Genomic DNA, 16,082 nt, shown 5'->3' on the forward strand with positions numbered 1-16,082 from the left:
CTCAGGCTGAGTTTCGGCGACCCGCAGACACTGCTGCTACCGGGTCGGCGGCACTCATGATGGCTTTCATGTGGCGGAGGGCGGTCTCGGCGAGGGACGTCGCGCGGACGGACTCGAGCCAGGCGCGGGCATCGGCGTCGCGTGTAAACACACCGAACTCCTCGCCGGCCTGTGCCAGGCGGGCGAAGTGCCGAGCGAGCGGCAACTGGCGTTGGTTGCAAACCACCGCGACGCGCTGGTCCGGGGCTGATCGCCCGTGGAAGCTCGCGGCGATCACCTGGAGGCTGCCGTGGGTGAGCCCGCCGTCGACTTCACGCACATCGCAGAACGCGTGCGCGATCCCGCCCGCTTCAGCGAGCACGGACGCCTGGGAAAGGGCACGAAGGGCCTCCGCAGCGGGCACATCCGCGGAGAAAACCGCCTCCAACACCTCACCACCTGCGCCTACGCGGATAGCGTACATGACCGTACCTCGCCTCCAAGCATCCACTTGGCGAGGGCCAGAGGCACTAGGGAATCTCCCCCATTTACGCCCTGATCACTAGCCCGCCGCCTCGAATCGGGCAGGGGGCCGGACGTCTCGCGGGTTGACCACCGCGAAGGTGCAGCGCCCGTCAACCAGGACGCTGAGGCGGGACGCTACACCGGTTAGCTGGTCCGATGGGGCTCTCGGCACGATGAGGATGACGCCGTCATGCCAGCCGACTTCGTCGTAGCCGCGGGAGAAGCGTTTCAGCAACCAGCCGAGTTCGAAAAGGTCCGTGCCAGGGAGCGGGTCGCACTGGACGACGGGCCGGTCCAGCTTGCTCGTATGCAGGACGGGAAGGCACGTCTCCGCGTCCCACGAGCCCACTTCGCCCCGGGATGCGCGCGAGAGCACGGCCGTCAGCTGTTGGGGGGTGACTGGGATGGTGGCCCAGCAGCGAGCGCCCGCTTCGAGGGCCTGCGCCAGGTCGCGTTTCGCTCGAAGACCGGCCACGACGATCGCGGCGATGTCGAGTCCGCGCCGCTCTCGAACCTTTCGGGCGGCGTGGCCGGCGGCTGTCGCCTGCGTGATCAGGATGTCGGCCGGCTCGGACGTAAGCTCCATCCCCATGGCGCGGCAGGTCTCCGCCATCAGCGAGCGCGAAGCGTGGTCTTCCACATCCAGGTGGACCTTGAGCCCGCGCAGGTTGGGATGTGGCCAGTTGCCGTACGGTCCGTCCACCTCCCGGTCGCCGCTGCCGCGAACCGTCCGCCCATCGCTCGCGAGGGCCGTCAGCCAGGCTTCGCAGCCGGTACAGGCGAACAGCTCCAGGCGGCGCCCGGTGGGCGAGACCCAGGCCATACGGGCCGCCTTGCCCGCGGGCATCTCACAGCAGACCTGGCACTGGTCTTCGAAGACAAGCTTGCGGTTGCCGGCGCTCGGCCCACCGAGCACGCGATGCGTCCCATCCGGCGCCCGCGCGGCGGCCGCGAGCCCGCCGAGCCACTCGGCACAACTTTCGCAGAGCGGCACAACTGATCCCGTGCGGTGCGGGTCGGGGCGCCATTCCCGGTAGAGGCGCACGGGCCGGATGTCCAGTTCCCAATCGGCGGGCAGTGCGCGGCCGCAGCAAGGGCAGCCTGTCTGTTGCATGTGCGACGATCATCGGGAGAACACCGTAAAGCCTTGAGGGCGCGGCTAGTACACCTCAGCCTCGGCAACGATGGCGAAGTGGTCGCTGGGGTAAATGGTCGGGTCGCCCGGTGGGTGTACGTTGGCCCCGATCCGCGCAGAGGAGATTCGGACGCGCCCCGAATACCAGATGTAGTCCAGGCAGTTCGGGTCGCCATCGGTATCCATCGTCGGCGCCTGGATCCCGCTGGGCCATGTCACCGGCGGCTCGCTCCCGTTCGCCTCGAACGAGGCCGAACGATAGCCGGCGGCCCTCATCACGGTGTAGGCAGGTTCGGTTGGTGGCGTGTTGAAGTCTCCGACGATGAACACCGCATCCGCCGCCGGCGCTTCCGCCATCCAGTCCACGATCGCCGTCGCCTGCTCGACGCGGACCTCCGGTTCTCCTGGTTTGTGATGCAGGTGTGTGTTGGCGAACCAGACCGTCCGTCCCTCGCTCACGAGGAGGACTCTTTGGACGGATCGGCCAGTACTGAGGCGCAGCTCTTCGTGCACCTGGATGTCCCCCCGCGCCACGAGGATCGCGTTGCCGAAGTCCGGGTGACGTTCGTGTCTGGCGATGAGGCTCCGGTAGTGCCGTTCCGGCAGCTGGCCGGCAAGGAAGTCATCCTGGCGAGGTTCGCTGAAGATGACCTCCTGGAGCCCGATGACATCCGCTTCCAGTTCTGCGAAGGCGGCGCCAAGGAGCGGCTGGCGCTCGCCGTAGCGGTCGGTGGTGTTGCGGATGTTGAAGGTAGCAACGCGGATCTGCATGTCGGCGAACTCTAGTCGATAGCGCCTGCGGAGCGTAGTGCGGCGAGGATGCGCTCCCCCGTTTCGGGCGGTGCGTCCCCCTCGAAGGTCATAATCGCCACTCCAGCGACGAACGGCGCGGCGACAAGCTGTTCGAGTGTCGCACGGAAAGCGTCCCAGGCCAGGGCGGCATCACCTGTCGCAAGCAGCTCGCGCAGTGCGTCCGGGAGGCGCACCCCCAGCCGTTCCTCGATTCGCTCCGCAGCTTCTTCGGAAAGGAGCGGCATAGCCATGGCGATGATGCGGGTTTCCGGCGCTTCCCGGGCGATGGCGGCCGCGTACCCCTCCAGCGCCGAAAGTTCGAAAACAGGCTGCGTCTGGATGTAGCTCGCCCCCGCCGCAGCTTGGGCACCAGGTTCCGGATGACCGCCTCCGGGTCCCTCCCGTACTGGTTCAGGGTGGCGCCGATGAACGCGCCCGGAATGCGGGCCCTCGTCATCGCGATCGCCTCCCGGATCGTGGGGCCGTCAGGCCCCGCCGTCCCGGCATGGTCTCCGAGGATGCAGAGGACCTGGTCGATCCCCGCGGTGGCTGCCGCCCTGAGGTCACCCTCTATCTCAGCGCGCGAGCGTCCCCGCGTCACCAGGTGCCACGCGGGTTCGATGCCTGCCTGATGGAGCGCGATCGAGGCATCCAGGCTCGATTGCCTTCCGGGGCGCTGGATGACATTGATCGCCTGCGGAGCGCCGCCAAGCAGCCGCGCGCGGCGCAGCAACACCCTGGGGAGGGCCTTCTGGGGAGGCAGGATCTCCAGCGCCACGGCGAAACGGCCATCGTCAAGCGTTCGGAGGAAGCGCATCGGATAAGCGTGGAATGCGCCGGAGTTGGCGTCTACCCGAAGCCGCCCCCCGCTCCCCGCAGCCGTGGGTCCAGCAGGTCGCGCAGTGCGTCGCCCAGCATGTTGAAGCTGAACACCGCGAGGGCGATGCAGACACCCGGCCAGACGACCGACTGGACGTGCACCGAGGAGATCAGGTTGCCCAGGTTCAGCATCTGGCCCCAGGTCGGCTTGTTCGGGTCGACGACGCCGAAGCCGAGGAAGCTGAGCGCCGCCTCGGCGAGGATGATGCCGCCGAGCCCGATCGTCGCCTGGACGATCAGTGGGCCGAATATGTTGGGGATCACATGCCGCAGCATGATCCGCCGGTCGGTGCAGCCGATGACACGCGCGGCTTCCAGGTACTGGGCCGCCCGGACGCCGAGAACAGACGAGCGGATGACCCGGGAACCGCCTGCGCCCCCGAGGAACCCGAGGACCAAAGCGAGCTTGAAGAACGTGATTTGGGAGTCATCCAGGGGGAGCGGGCCGTCCAGGTCCCACCTCCCGATCATCTGCGGGAGCGCGAGGAGGACGACGAGGGCCGGCAGGGCCATGATCGCGTCCACGAATCGCTGGACCACGGCGTCATATTTGCCACCAAAGTAGCCGCAGGTGACGCCGATTAGAAGCGAGATGGATGAGCTGATCGCGACAGCGATAAGGCCGATGTAGATCGCCCAGCGAGCCCCGTAGACAAGACGGCTGTAGACGTCCCGCTGCAGCTGGTCCGTCCCAAACGGGGAGGACAGCGACCCTTCGACCGTCCGGTTCCCGGTGATCTGGCTCGTCTCGACCTTCGTCGGGCAGAGGAAGGTGTCCTTCGGCCCGAGGCAGTAGTTCTGGAGCCGCTCGCCCACTCCCGTGTCGGCCGGTCCGTGTGTCGCGAACAGCTGCGGGAAGAGGGCGACGACGAACAGGAACACGAGGATCAGGAAGCTAACGAACCCGAGTGGCTTTCGCTTCGCGAGGGTCCGGAAGAATCCAACGAGGCGGACGAGCGCGGAGTTGCTTGCTGGTCTGCCGAGGGAAACCTGGCCTGCTGCTGCTTCTGCCATTGGTTAAGTCCTCGCGCGGGGGTCGAGGACGGTGTAGCTCACGTCCACGATGAGGTTGACGGTGACGACGGCGATCGAGAAGAACAGTGCCACGCCCTGCACGACTGCGAAGTCCTTCTGCGCCACCGCCAGGATGAGATGCCGCCCGAGCCCGGGGATGCCGAAGATCTGCTCGAATGTGACGGTGCCCCCGATGAGCGTCGCCAGCGTCAGCCCGATAACCGTAATCACCGGGAGCATCGCGTTCTTGAGTGCGTGCTGCGTGATGATCGCGCGCTCGCGGAGGCCCTTGGACCATGCCGTCCGGATGTAATCCTGGCGGAGGACATCGAGCATCATCGTCCTGGCGAACCGCATCACCTGGGCAGAGGTGGCGAGCGACACGATGACGGCCGGCATCCACATCTGCTGCAGGTTCTTGAGGGGATCGTCGATTAGTCCGTGGTAGCGGATCGGCGGGATCCACTGGAACTGCTTGGCGAGCAGGGCGAGGACGACCGTCGCGATCAGGAACCCTGGCACGGAAAGACCGAAGATGGCGAACGAACGAAGCACATAGTCGGGCCACCGATCCTGCCGCATGGCGGAGTACACGCCGACCGGCACACCGACGATCACCGCGAAGACGATGGCGAGGAACGCGAGTTCGAGCGTGACCCCGATCTTCGGGCCCATCTCGGAAAGCACTGACTTCGACGTGTACGCGGACTCGCCCCAGTCCCCCCGAACGACGCGCCCGAGCCAGGCGACGTATTCCGTCGCGATCGGGTTGTTCAAGCCGTATTCGTCCTTGATCAGCTCCGCCTGCTCCGGTGTGTAGCCCTCGCCCAGCCGTGCAGCCACGACTGAATCCGGGTTCAGGCGGATCATCCCAAAGATGAGGAACGAGACGATGATGAGCGTCGGGATCGATAGGACTGCGCGGCGCAGCACGAATTGATACATGGCCGTTGCTCCCGCCAGGGGTTGGAAGGCAGCGGGGAGTGTGAACTTCACACTCCCCGCAGGTTGTTCCGGTGGAACGCTACGCCTTGAGCCAGATGTTCTCCGACCCGTAGTAGCCCGCGGCAAACGGGAACGAAGCCGGGTTCTTCACCCTGCTGGCCCACACCGTGAGGACGCCCCGGGAACCGAACCAGATAGGTCCTGGCGCGTTGATGATGTCGCGCTGGATCTCCTGGACGAGTGCGAGACGGGTCTTCTCGTCGTAGATCGTGGACTGCTTTTCGAGCTTGGCATCCAGCCCTGCGAGCGAGTAGTCGCCGTAGTTCCGGGTGCCCTTCGTCTTCGTGTCCGAGTGGTGGTACAGGAGCAACTGCGCGTCCGGATACCCGCCGGAAAGGAAGAGCGTCGTCGCGAGGTCGTACTGGCGCCCCACTTCCCGAGGAAGGAAGTTGGCCGCGAAGTCCGTGCCGACGTTCTCGGTCTTCACCGTGACGCCGATGTCCTTCAGGTTCGAGACCACGACGTCGTGGATCTTTTCCGTGTCGAACGCCGTCACCGTGATGACCGTCTCTTCGAAACCGTTGGCGAGTCCCGCAGCTGCGAGGAGCGCCTTCGCTTCCTTGATCTCGTCCTCACGCTTCCCGAATCCGGGAAGCTTGGCCAGTTCGGCATCCGGGAGCACCCAGACCGGCGCCGCCGGTGTCATCGGCCCACCGACCCAGCCGACGCCGCCGAACACCGTGTCATAGACCTGCTTCCGGTTGATCGCCCGCTGCAAGGCCAGGCGCACCCTCGGGTCCTTATAGCGGTCCTTGCCGTGGTTGATGAGGAGGCACTCGCGCGTCGTCGTCGGCGCCTTGGTGATCACGAAGTTCTTGTCGTTTTCAATCGTCTTGGCGAGGTCCGCTGTCGTTCCGATGACGTCGGTCTGGTTGGCGCGCAGCGCGTTGAGCGCCTGCTGCGGGTCGGTCTGGTGGATGTACTCAGCTCCGTCCAGCCACGATGTGTTCTGGCGCCAGTACCCGTCGGCCCGCCGCTTCAGCGCCGACTTCTGGGCGGCCACGAACTCGACGAGCTCGTACGGCCCCGAACCGATCACGTCGGCCGCCGTCTTGATGGCGTCCGGCCCGCGCGAGGCGATTTCCTTCGGGATGATGAAGTTGTACTGGTCGCTCATGGCGGCCATCAGGTCCGCCTGTGGCGTCTTCAGCTTGAACTGCACGGTCTGTGCATCGATCACGGTGACCGAGTCGATCGCGCCGAAGTTCCCGGCGCGAGGTGAAACTGTCGCCGGGTCTTTGATGCGGTCGAAGCTCATCTTCACGTCTTCGGCGGTGACAGCGCGTCCGTTCACGGGGGCCTTGTTCTGCCACTTCGCTTCCGGGCGAATCTTGAAGGTCAGCGTCAGGCCGTCTGCGGGGATTTCCGGGAGTCCGGTCGCGAGGTCTCCCTCGACGCTGCCCTGGTTCTTCGTGCTGAAGCGCACCAGCGTGTTGCCGACGGCGCCCCAGAGGGTGACCGATTCGTGTGGCGTGTTTGTGCGGTGCGGGTCCAGGATCGAACCGATGGTGGCCAGGCCGCGCAGTGTGCCGCCCTTGACCGGCTGTTCCGTGGTCTGAGTCGGGATGACGGGCGTCAGGTTCTGGCCGCCGTTGTTGCCCGATCCTCCGTCGTCGTCATCGTCGTCGCCGCATCCCGCGAGGGCCATTCCGGCCACGCCGGCGGCGGCAATGGAGCTGCCGGCGAGTACACGCCTGCGGCTAAGCGTCCTTTTCCGATAGGAATCCCAATACTGGCTCAAAAAAAGTTCCCTCCTGGCGGTCGTGGCTCGATCGCCGTTAGCCCCGGATCCTGAGAGTACTTACGGAGAAGGTCAACTTACCGCCGGATGACGCTTTCGCCGAGCAGGTACTCCCGTGCCTCAGCTACCACATATAACGATCCCGTGACGCAGATCAGATCTTCCGCCCTGGCGTGCGACAGCGCTGCATCGATCGCAGCTGCGACGGTGTCTTCTGCAACTGCCGCAGGCCCAAGGAAGCCAACCTCCTGGACCATCTGATAGGGGTCCATCGCCCGCGGATTGTCGAATCCGGTGCAAATGATCAATTCCGCAAGCTTCGATAGCTTCATGCCGATCTCTCGGATGTCTTTGTCGCGGTTGCATCCCAGCACCAGGAAGCAACGTTTCCACTCGAAGTACTCGCGCAGGGCAACCGCCAGGGCGGCCGCGCTCTCTCCGTTGTGCGCCCCGTCCGCCACGATGAGCGGCTTCTGTCCCATCACTTCCAGGCGCCCGGGCACCCGGGTGAACGCAACACCATCTACGATCGCCTGTTCGGATAGAGCGAAGCCACGGCTGCGCAGCGCTTCCGCGGTGGCCACGGCCGTCGCCGCGTTTTGGAGCATGTGCCCGCCCAGCATCGGCGTCCGCATCTTCCGCTCGCCATTCGGCCCAATCAGCCGGAAGCTTTGTCCGTACGGGAACTTCTCCAGGACTTCGTACTGGTAGAGCGTCGCCACGTCCAGGAGTTGGGCGCCGACTTCCGTGCAGCGCTCGCCGACGACCTCGAGCACGGCAGGGTCCTGCTGTGGCGCAACCACCACGGTCGTGCCAGGTTTGATAATCCCGGACTTATCCCTGGCGATCTCCCGGGGGGTATTTCCGAGGATCGCCGTGTGTTCAAGCGAGATCGGTGTGATCACGGCGACTTCCGGAGGGTCGATGACGTTCGTGACATCGAAGCTCCCGCCGAGGCCAACTTCCACCACCTGCCAGTCGACCCGCGGTACCTGGGACCGGACGAGCCAGAAGAAGAGGGCGGTGAGCACACCGAACGTGCTCACATCGCCGTGGACGCTCTCACGCTCGGCATCGACCGCGGGCTTGATCGCGCCGATGCCGGCCGCAAACTCCGCTGGCGAAATTGCCTCGCCGTTTATCGCGATTCGCTCGGTGAACGAGTGAAGGTGCGGGCTGGTGAACAGGGCGGTCTTGTTGCCCGCGCGTTCGAGGATTCCCGCAATCATCGACGCCGTTGTGCCCTTGCCCTTCGAACCCGTGACGTGGACCGTCGGGCGGCCGCGGTGCGGGTCGTTCAGCCGCGAGAGCAGCGAACGCATCGACTCGAGGTTCATCGTCGGGTTGGCCGAGGCCTGGAAGCCGCGTTCCATGTCATTCAGGGAAAGCAGAAAGTCGAGCGCTTCGGGGTACTCCACACGGGGATTGTACGGCCACCTGCTGTCGTGGCGTGCGTTCGACATTCCGCGGGCGCGCCCGGAGAATGCGCCGATGGCGCCGTTGCCGGAGCAGTTCGAACCCTGGCTGAACCGACTCGAAGGGTTCTCCAATGCGCGGGTGCTTTCGATTACTCCCGTCGATGGCGGCGCCTCGAACATCACCTGCAAGGTGGACCTCCTCGGGGGGAGTGCCCCGGCGGTTTGCCTCCGCATGCAGCGGGAACGAGGGATCTTCGAGCCCTACGATGTCGTGCGTGAGGGCCGGGTCATCAGGGCCCTTGCCGCCACCGGAGTGCCGGTACCTCGCTTGATCGCCTCCGAGCCCGGCGGAACCGCCCTCGGCGCGCCGTTCATCGTCCTGGAGTGGGTCGATGCTCCCCACATGGGGATTGCTGCGTCTCCGAGCTTCTCAGCTTTCACCAGGGCGGTCGTAGAGATACACCGCGTCGATTGGCAATCGAACGGAATGGGGTTCCTCGGAGTCCCGGAGTCGCCGCGAGCCGGGATCTTGAGAGAACTCGACATCATCGCCAAGCGCATGCCCGCCTTCGGCTGTGAAAAGCATCCGCTCCTCGTCGCCGCGCTCGAACGCCTGCGTGCGACCGCACCGGATAGCGGCCGCCTGGCACTCTGCCAGGGCGATATCAACATCTTCAACTACCTCTTCCTGGGCGAAGAAGTCGTGGCCGTTGTGGATTGGGAACAGGCTCGCATCTCGGACCCGCGGAGCGATATCGGCCAGCTCGTTTCCCTTTCGCATCTCAAGGGCGCGCCATTCGGTCCGGCCGAAGCCCAACCGTTCGTCCAGGCCTATGGAGTCGCGGCGGGCAGGTCGGTCACCGGCATGGCCTATTTCCGCGCCCGCTGGCTGTTCGAACTTGGGGTCATCTATCACGGCTGGCTCCGCTTCAATGACAGCCAGCCATGGTACGAGTGGGACCACCTGGCGGACCTGCTGGAGCGGTCGATCGCCGAGTTGGCCTGATGGACTGGCGCGAGCGGCTCGCTGCCTACGCCGTTGGCCAGCTGCACGGTGCCGATCGGATTGAAGTCGCCAACGTCCGCGGCATGCCGGCAGGCGCCAGCAACGACACGGTAAGCCTCGACCTGCGCGTGTCCTGTGACGGTTTCACTTTCGATGTCCCCCTCGTGCTTCGCCCCGAACGCCCCGACGGCATCCTCGCGCCGTACGATGTCGAGCAGCAGTACCGCGTGATGCGGGCCCTGGCATGCAGCCCGGTCCCCGTCCCCGCCGTGCTCTGGTACGAACCGGACGCTTCGGTGATCGGTGCGCCGTTCTTCCTGATGGAGCGGGTCTCCGGCGAAACCCTGCCGCTGTTCTGGTACGCCCCCTCGGTCCGGCTCCGCGCTGCAGCCCGCCAGCTTGCCGCCATCCACTCCATAGACTGGCGGGCCGCGGGGCTGGATTTCCTCCTTCCCACGCCCTCGGTGACCTCCCCTCTCGAAAGTGCCCTCGGTGCCTGGCGGCTCCGTGCCGAGCGACTCCGTATTTCTCGCGCCCCGCTCCTCATCGCCCTCGGCGAATGGCTGAAAGCGAACGAGCCGGCCGATGCGCGGATGGCGCTGCTGCACGGCGACCCGAACCCGGGGAACTACCTCTTCCGGGGCGACCAGGTGGCAGCCGTACTCGATTGGGAGGTGGCGGCGATCGGCGATCCGCGCTCGGATTTGGGGTTCTATTCAGCGCTCCACACGGTCTTCGGCGGCGTCCCCGGGCCGGACGGTCGCACGCTCCTCTCGGACGCCTACCAGGAGGTGACCGGCGTCCCCCTCCGGGACCTGGAGTTCTATGAAGCGACCGGACTCTACCGCATGGCGGTAGTCATGGCCGGCTGGGCCGGACGCTTCACGGGCATGGCCAGCGGCTACACCATGGACGCCATCGCCCGGCGCTTGAGCGTCTTGCTCGGACCGCGCTGGAACTTCTGACGAGGCCGGAGCGAGCACTCTTCGGCCGGAGCGTGTAGAAACGACCGGACGGGCCCCTGCGAGCGGGCCCACCCGCGGGAACTAGCATGGAAATCGCCCAGTACGACGCGATCATCATCGGGGCTGGCATCTCCGGGATGTACCAGCTCCACCGGCTCCGTGGCCTGGGCCTCTCGGCCCGCGTGTTCGAGGCGGGCGACGACCTCGGCGGGACCTGGTATTGGAACCGCTATCCCGGCTGCCGGTTCGACTCGGAAAGTTATAGCTACGGCTACTCGTTCTCCGATGACATCCTCCGTGAATGGGATTGGAGCGAACACTTCGCTGCCCAGCCGGAAACGCTTCGCTACCTGGAGTTCGTCGCCGCCAAACTCGATCTCCGCCGCGATATCCAGTTCGGTAGCAGGGTGGAGAGCGCCACCTACGACGAGCAAGCCAATCTCTGGGAGGTGCTGCTGGCGGATGGCCGGAGCGCCAGGAGCCGCATCGTGATCACGGCCATCGGTGCACTCTCAACGCCGGTCTTGCCGGCAATCGAAGGGATCCAGAGCTTCCGCGGGCCCGCCATCCATACCGGCCTGTGGCCCAGGGAGCCGGTGGAATACGCAGGCAAGCGCGTCGCGGTCATCGGGACGGGGGCGAGCGGTGTTCAGGTCATCCAGGAAATGGCGAAGGTGGCCGCCCACCTCACCGTCTTTCAGCGAACGCCGAACTGGTGCGCTCCCCTGCACAACTCGCCGATCGACGCCGAGTCACAAAGGCGGATCCACGCGACCTACCCGGAGATTTTCGCTCGCTGCCGCGAGACGTTCGGACAATTCCTCCACGACTCCGACCGCCGAAACGCACTGGACCTCTCTCCCGAAGAGCGCGAAGCCGTTTGGGAGCAGCTCTACGCCGAACCAGGCTTCGGCATCTGGATGGCGAACTTCCGGGACGTGCTCGTCAGCGAAGAAGCGAACCGCCTGTTGAGCAACTTCGTCGCCCGGAAGATCCGCGAGCGGGTGAACGATCCGGCGCTTGCGGAGAAGCTGATCCCCACGGACCACGGCTTCGGCACGCGCCGGGTACCGCTCGAAACGAACTATTACGAGGTCTACAACCAGGAGAATGTCCGGCTTGTCGACCTCCGTGACTCGCCGATCCAGCGGATTACGCCGGATGGCATCCAGACCGCCGCCGAGGACTTCGCGTTTGACCTGATCGTGTTCGCGACCGGCTTCGATGCCGTCACCGGGGCCTTCGACCGGATCGAGTTCCGCGGCGCCGCCAGCCGAACCCTGAAGGAAGCCTGGGCCGATGGGCCACGGACTTACCTGGGCCTGCAGGTCCCGGGCTTTCCGAACCTGTTCACGCTGGTGGGCCCACACAACTCGGCGACCTTCTGCAACATCCCTCGCTGCATCGAACAGAACGTCGATTGGGTGTCCGGCCTCCTCGCGTATGCGAAGGAACGCGGCATTACGCGGATCGAGGCATCGGAAACGGCTGCGGACGAATGGACCGAACACGTCCACGCCGCCGCTGGACGAATGCTCTTCAGCAAGGTCAACTCGTGGTTTACCGGAGTGAACCGGAACCAGCCGGGGCACGACCAGCGCCGGGTGTTGCTCTACGCCGGTGGTGCACCCGCTCACCGGCAGCGCTGCGACGAGGTCGCCCGCGACGGCTACCCGGGATTCCTGCTGCGTTAGCCCCGCTGGCGTGGTGGCGTCGCCCGGCCCCCCGTCGGGAGGGTGAAGACGAATGTCGTGCCTCGCCCCGGCTCGCTCGTCGCCCAGATCTCTCCTCCGTGGGCGCGGACAATTTCGCGCGAGATAGCCAGTCCCAGCCCATAACCCTGGCGCGCGCCGTTCTGGTTGTCGCCCCTGTAGAACCGCTCGAAAAGGTGGGGCAGGTCGTTCAGCGGGATCCCGGGGCCAGTGTCGGCCACCGTGACCTGGAGCGTCCCCGGCTGAAGGTCGCGGCAGGCGACCCGGACCGTTCCGCCTTCGGGCGTGTGCCGGAACGCGTTGTCCAGCAGGTTGTTCATCACCTGTTCCAGGCGGTCGAAGTCCCCGCGGATGTGGGCTTGCCCCTGGATCGAAGCGTCCAGGGAGACCCCGCTCTCTTCGCTCCGCAACGCGAAGACCTCGCCGACATGGCCGAACAGTTCGTTCAGGTCGATCTCGTCCTGCTGCATCGAGACCTGGCCGCTCTCGATCCGGGAGAGGTCCAGGAGTTCCTGCACCAGCCGCAGGACGCGGTTCGATTCGTCGCTGATGATCTTGGCCGAACGCTCGATACCAACCTGGTCATCGATCGTCCCGTCGAGCATGGCCTCGCTGAACCCCCTGATCGAGGTGAGCGGAGTCTTCAGTTCGTGCGAGATGTTGGCCAGGAAGTCGCGCAGCGTCTGTTGCGAGCGCTGGACCTCCTCGGTCATGCGGTTGAAGTTCGCGGCAAGGTCCCGGACTTCCCTCGGACCAGTGGCAGGGACCCGCTGACGATAGTTCCCGCGAGACACGCTCCGCGCCGCCCGCGCGATGTTTCGTAGCGGCGCCGCGACGCTCTGGCTGAGCGCGAACCCGAGCACCAGCGCTGCCGCCACCCCGATGAGGCCCGAGAAGACCAGTCGGGGGAAGAGGTCGCCGACGATTTCGCCCAGGCTCGCAGCGGGCCGGGCGACGATGATTGCGGATGCGTTCGTGCCTTCCAGCGCGGCCAGGGCATCCGCCCCGAGTGTGGTACTCACGCACAGGATGTCGGGGCCATCGGGCCGATCCAGGCGGCAGCGGCGAGGGTCGTTCAGCGCGTCGTCGGGCGGCTGCACGGCCAGGTCGCGGACGACTGAGCCATCGAGGCTCGTCGAGCTAGTCGCGAAACCGGGCAGGACGCGGCCGCTCGCATCGATCACAGCAACCGTCGTCTCGCGGCTCAGCCGGCCGGAGTCACTGTTGTTGAAGTAGTTGTTCAGGTCGGCCAGGAGTTTCTTGCCACTGTCGTCGCCCGTGGAGCCCGAGGGCTGATCGCCCGGCAAGGCCGAGTCCGCGGAGAGCTGGATCTGGAGGCTCGCCTGCGAGTTCACCAGCCGCCCCATGTCCTCCAGGTTCCCGTACGAGATCGAGTCGCGGTATTCCCCCAACTGGAGCAGCAGGCTGAGCGAGGCCAGGCCCAGCGTCACCGCGATGACGAAGAAGTAGGTGACAAGCAGGCGGACCTGGAGGCTATCCACGGAGCGCCCCGGCACCGCGGACACGGCACGGCGAGGATGCGCGCTGCCGTGCAACCTCGGGATTAGCCATCCTCGACCAGTGGGCGAGCGTCAGCGCACCTCCCCGTGCGCGGCTAGGCGGGCGCCTCGATCAGCTTGTACCCCACCCCCCGCAGGGTCTCTATCTGTACCTTCGCATTGTTCAGCTTCGAGCGCAGGTGTTGCACGTGGACGTCCACCGTGCGTGTCTCACCGGCGAAATCGTACCCCCAGACCGAGCCGAGCAGCTGGTCTCTCGTCAGCGCAATCCCCGGGTTCTCGACGAAGGCCACGAGGAGGTCGAACTCTTTCGTCCGGAGCGTGAGTTCGTCGCCATCAACCCTCGCCTCGCGGCGCGCCTTGTCGACTGAAAGGTTCGAGACGCTGATAGCGTTCTGGGGCTTTCGTCCGCCCTCCACCCGGTGGAGGATGCGCTTCACCCGGGCGACGAGCTCTCGAGGGTTGAACGGTTTGGTCATGTAGTCGTCCGCGCCCAGCTCCAGGCCGACGATCTTGTCGACATCCTCGCTGCGGGCGGTGAGCATCAGGATCGGGACGTCGCTCTCGCGACGGAGCTCGCGGCAGACTTCGAACCCGTCCATCCCGGGCATCATCACGTCCAGGACGACGAGCTGGGGCTGCGCTTGTTCGAAGCGTGCGAGCGCATCCTGGCCGTTCGTGGCGTGTTCGACCGCGAAGCCTTCCTTCTCAAGGTACATGGCGTTCAGGTCGCGGATGTTCGCCTCGTCATCAACGAGGAGGATTTTTTGTGCCAATCGATCCTCTCGCGGCGGGAGCACTCAGAATTTCAGTATGCGCCGAGGGCTCCGGGCCTGCCACCCGGCAAGACCGGGACGGGGTTGGCGAGCCTGGAGCCCTCGACCACCAGAGGGTGGCTGGCTGCCCGGGGCCGTTTTCCGGGCCGCCGCTATGCGTATGTTCGGCGGCCGAGGTAACTACTTCACGGGGGCTCTGCAAACTGCGTGTAAAACCTCCGCAATCCCTTGCCGCTGCCTTGCCGGTCGGCCCTCGCCTTGCGGCTGACCCGCCGAAGCTGGCTCGGGCATCGTGCTCCCTCAACCGGCCCATGGCGTTAATCCCGCATTAACGGTTCAGCCATAGCCTCAGGGTGTAGAAGCTCGACAACTTCAAACACTGGGAGTCAGAAACCTGTACATGTTACGAACGATGAAGAAGACAAGATGGGCGCTGCTCTTCGGCGCGCTGGTATCTTCCGTCGCCCTGGGTGCCGCGGCCTGCGGTGGCGACGATGACGACGACGACGATGGCGGCGAAACGCCTGGCGCCACCAGCGCGGCCACAACCGCCGCGACGGCGACCAAAGCCGGCGGCCTCGACTACACCAAGCTCTCCGGCGACGTGAAGGTCGATGGTTCGTCCACCGTCTTCCCGATCTCCGAGGCCGTCGCCGAGGAGTTCACGAAGGTGGCGAAGGGCGTCCAGGCCAAAGTTGCGCTCTCCGGCACTGGCGGTGGCTTCGAGAAGTTCTGCCGCAAGGAGATCGACGTCTCCGACGCGTCCCGCCCCATCAACCAGAAGGAAAAGGACGCCTGCGCCGCAGCCGGCATCCCGAACGCAGACCTCGTCGAGCTGCAGGTCGCCATCGACGCACTGACCGTCGTCATCAGCCCCCAGAACACCTGGGCGAAGTGCATGACCACGGCGCAGTTGACGAAGGCCTTCCAGGCCGGAGGCGCCACCAAGTGGAGCGACCTCGACCCGAGCTGGCCCGCCGAGAACATCAAGTTCTACTACCCGGGCGCCGATTCCGGAACCTTTGACTACTTCAAGGAAGCACTCAAGCTCCGGGGCGAAGCCAGCAAGGAACCGTCCCACCGCTCCGACGGCACCTCCTCGGAAGACGACAACGTCCTCGTCCGCGGCATCGAAGGCGACAAGAACGCCATCGGCTACTTCGGCCTCGCCTACTACCTGGGCGAAGGCAAGAAGCTCAAGGCCGTCGAAGTCGATGGCGGCAAGGGTTGCGTCGCCCCGTCCTTTGATACGGCCCTCAACGGCACGTACACCCCACTCAGCCGCCCGCTGTTCGTGTACACCGCAGCCGCAATCCTGAAGGAGAAGCAGGCCGTCCTCGGCTTCCTCGACTTCTACCTGAAGAACACGCAGAAGCTTTCGAAGGAAGTCGGCTACGTGAGCCTGCCCGACGCGCTGTTGAAGACGCAGCAGGACAAGCTCGCCGCCTACCTTCCCAAGTAACCCTCGCTCCGGCGATTCGACCATCAACCCCGGCCGGGCCAGGAGCCAAATCCTGCCCGGCCGGGAGCATATCCCGGCCCCTTGGGCCATCCGCTAGACTGCCGGACGCGGAAACACTGAGATTGGCAGTAGAGAGTCCCTCGTCGGAGGACG

13 protein-coding genes and 1 pseudogene are annotated in these 16,082 nt (G+C 65.7%); 4 read left to right on the forward strand and 10 right to left on the reverse strand.

Translation table 11 applies throughout. The features are described 5' to 3' along the window. Nucleotide 1: 1 nt before the first annotated feature. The 8 genes and pseudogenes from IPG14_RS18090 to IPG14_RS18125 form a co-directional block, all read right to left on the reverse strand. Nucleotides 2-463: a hypothetical protein gene (locus tag IPG14_RS18090; protein WP_343392750.1), complete on the reverse strand. Its 462-nt coding sequence runs from the start codon at nt 461-463 to the stop codon at nt 2-4. Between the two features lie 78 nt (nt 464-541). Further along, nucleotides 542-1,618: a hypothetical protein gene (locus tag IPG14_RS18095; protein ID WP_343390076.1), complete on the reverse strand. Its 1,077-nt coding sequence runs from the start codon at nt 1,616-1,618 to the stop codon at nt 542-544. 45 nt (nt 1,619-1,663) lie between these two features. Next, on the reverse strand, nt 1,664-2,410 hold the full coding sequence (locus IPG14_RS18100) for an endonuclease/exonuclease/phosphatase family protein (protein WP_343392751.1): 747 nt from the start codon (nt 2,408-2,410) through the stop codon (nt 1,664-1,666). Between the two features lie 11 nt (nt 2,411-2,421). Next, nucleotides 2,422-2,778 (reverse strand): annotated as a pseudogene (locus IPG14_RS18105) (hypothetical protein); the annotation flags it as partial. Nucleotides 2,779-3,280: 502 nt separating this feature from the next. Next, nucleotides 3,281-4,324 (reverse strand): ABC transporter permease, encoded by a 1,044-nt coding sequence (locus IPG14_RS18110; RefSeq protein ID WP_343385565.1) that lies wholly within the window; start codon nt 4,322-4,324, stop codon nt 3,281-3,283. A 3-nt stretch (nt 4,325-4,327) separates the two neighbouring features. Continuing rightward, a complete protein-coding gene (locus IPG14_RS18115; RefSeq protein WP_343385564.1) occupies nt 4,328-5,269 on the reverse strand; it encodes an ABC transporter permease in 942 nt (313 codons plus the stop codon). Nucleotides 5,270-5,348: 79 nt separating this feature from the next. Further along, nucleotides 5,349-7,070: an ABC transporter substrate-binding protein gene (locus IPG14_RS18120; protein ID WP_343392752.1), complete on the reverse strand. Its 1,722-nt coding sequence runs from the start codon at nt 7,068-7,070 to the stop codon at nt 5,349-5,351. Between the two features lie 77 nt (nt 7,071-7,147). Next, the gene (locus tag IPG14_RS18125; protein ID WP_343392753.1) at nt 7,148-8,488 is read right to left on the reverse strand and encodes a folylpolyglutamate synthase/dihydrofolate synthase family protein; all 1,341 of its coding nucleotides are present in this window, start codon (nt 8,486-8,488) and stop codon (nt 7,148-7,150) included. Nucleotides 8,489-8,561: 73 nt separating this feature from the next. Here IPG14_RS18125 and IPG14_RS18130 point away from each other — a divergent pair, with 73 nt between their 5' ends. The 3 genes from IPG14_RS18130 (at nt 8,562) to IPG14_RS18140 (ending at nt 12,153) form a co-directional block, all read left to right on the forward strand. Beyond that, nucleotides 8,562-9,494: a phosphotransferase family protein gene (locus IPG14_RS18130; protein ID WP_343392754.1), complete on the forward strand. Its 933-nt coding sequence runs from the start codon at nt 8,562-8,564 to the stop codon at nt 9,492-9,494. Continuing rightward, complete coding sequence (locus IPG14_RS18135) at nt 9,494-10,459, forward strand: phosphotransferase family protein (protein WP_343392755.1); 966 nt, start codon at nt 9,494-9,496, stop codon at nt 10,457-10,459. The genes IPG14_RS18130 and IPG14_RS18135 overlap by 1 nt, the downstream gene beginning before the upstream one ends. A gap of 86 nt (nt 10,460-10,545) precedes the next feature. Beyond that, nucleotides 10,546-12,153 carry an NAD(P)/FAD-dependent oxidoreductase gene (locus IPG14_RS18140; RefSeq protein WP_343392756.1) on the forward strand — a complete coding sequence of 536 codons (1,608 nt, stop codon included), beginning with the start codon at nt 10,546-10,548 and terminating at the stop codon, nt 12,151-12,153. Here the strand turns inward: IPG14_RS18140 and IPG14_RS18145 are convergent. Further along, nucleotides 12,150-13,673 (reverse strand): HAMP domain-containing sensor histidine kinase, encoded by a 1,524-nt coding sequence (locus tag IPG14_RS18145; RefSeq protein ID WP_343390067.1) that lies wholly within the window; start codon nt 13,671-13,673, stop codon nt 12,150-12,152. The genes IPG14_RS18140 and IPG14_RS18145 overlap by 4 nt on opposite strands. A gap of 113 nt (nt 13,674-13,786) precedes the next feature. Then, a complete protein-coding gene (locus IPG14_RS18150) occupies nt 13,787-14,467 on the reverse strand; it encodes a response regulator transcription factor (RefSeq protein WP_343385557.1) in 681 nt (226 codons plus the stop codon). Between the two features lie 412 nt (nt 14,468-14,879). On the opposite strand from IPG14_RS18150, the gene IPG14_RS18155 reads away from it, so the two are divergent. Then, complete coding sequence (locus tag IPG14_RS18155) at nt 14,880-15,929, forward strand: PstS family phosphate ABC transporter substrate-binding protein (RefSeq protein WP_343392757.1); 1,050 nt, start codon at nt 14,880-14,882, stop codon at nt 15,927-15,929. The last annotated feature ends 153 nt before the right edge of the window (nt 15,930-16,082 follow it).

Source organism: Candidatus Amarobacter glycogenicus, assembly GCF_016704105.1.
Lineage (GTDB): Bacteria > Chloroflexota > Dehalococcoidia > Tepidiformales > Tepidiformaceae > Amarobacter > Amarobacter glycogenicus.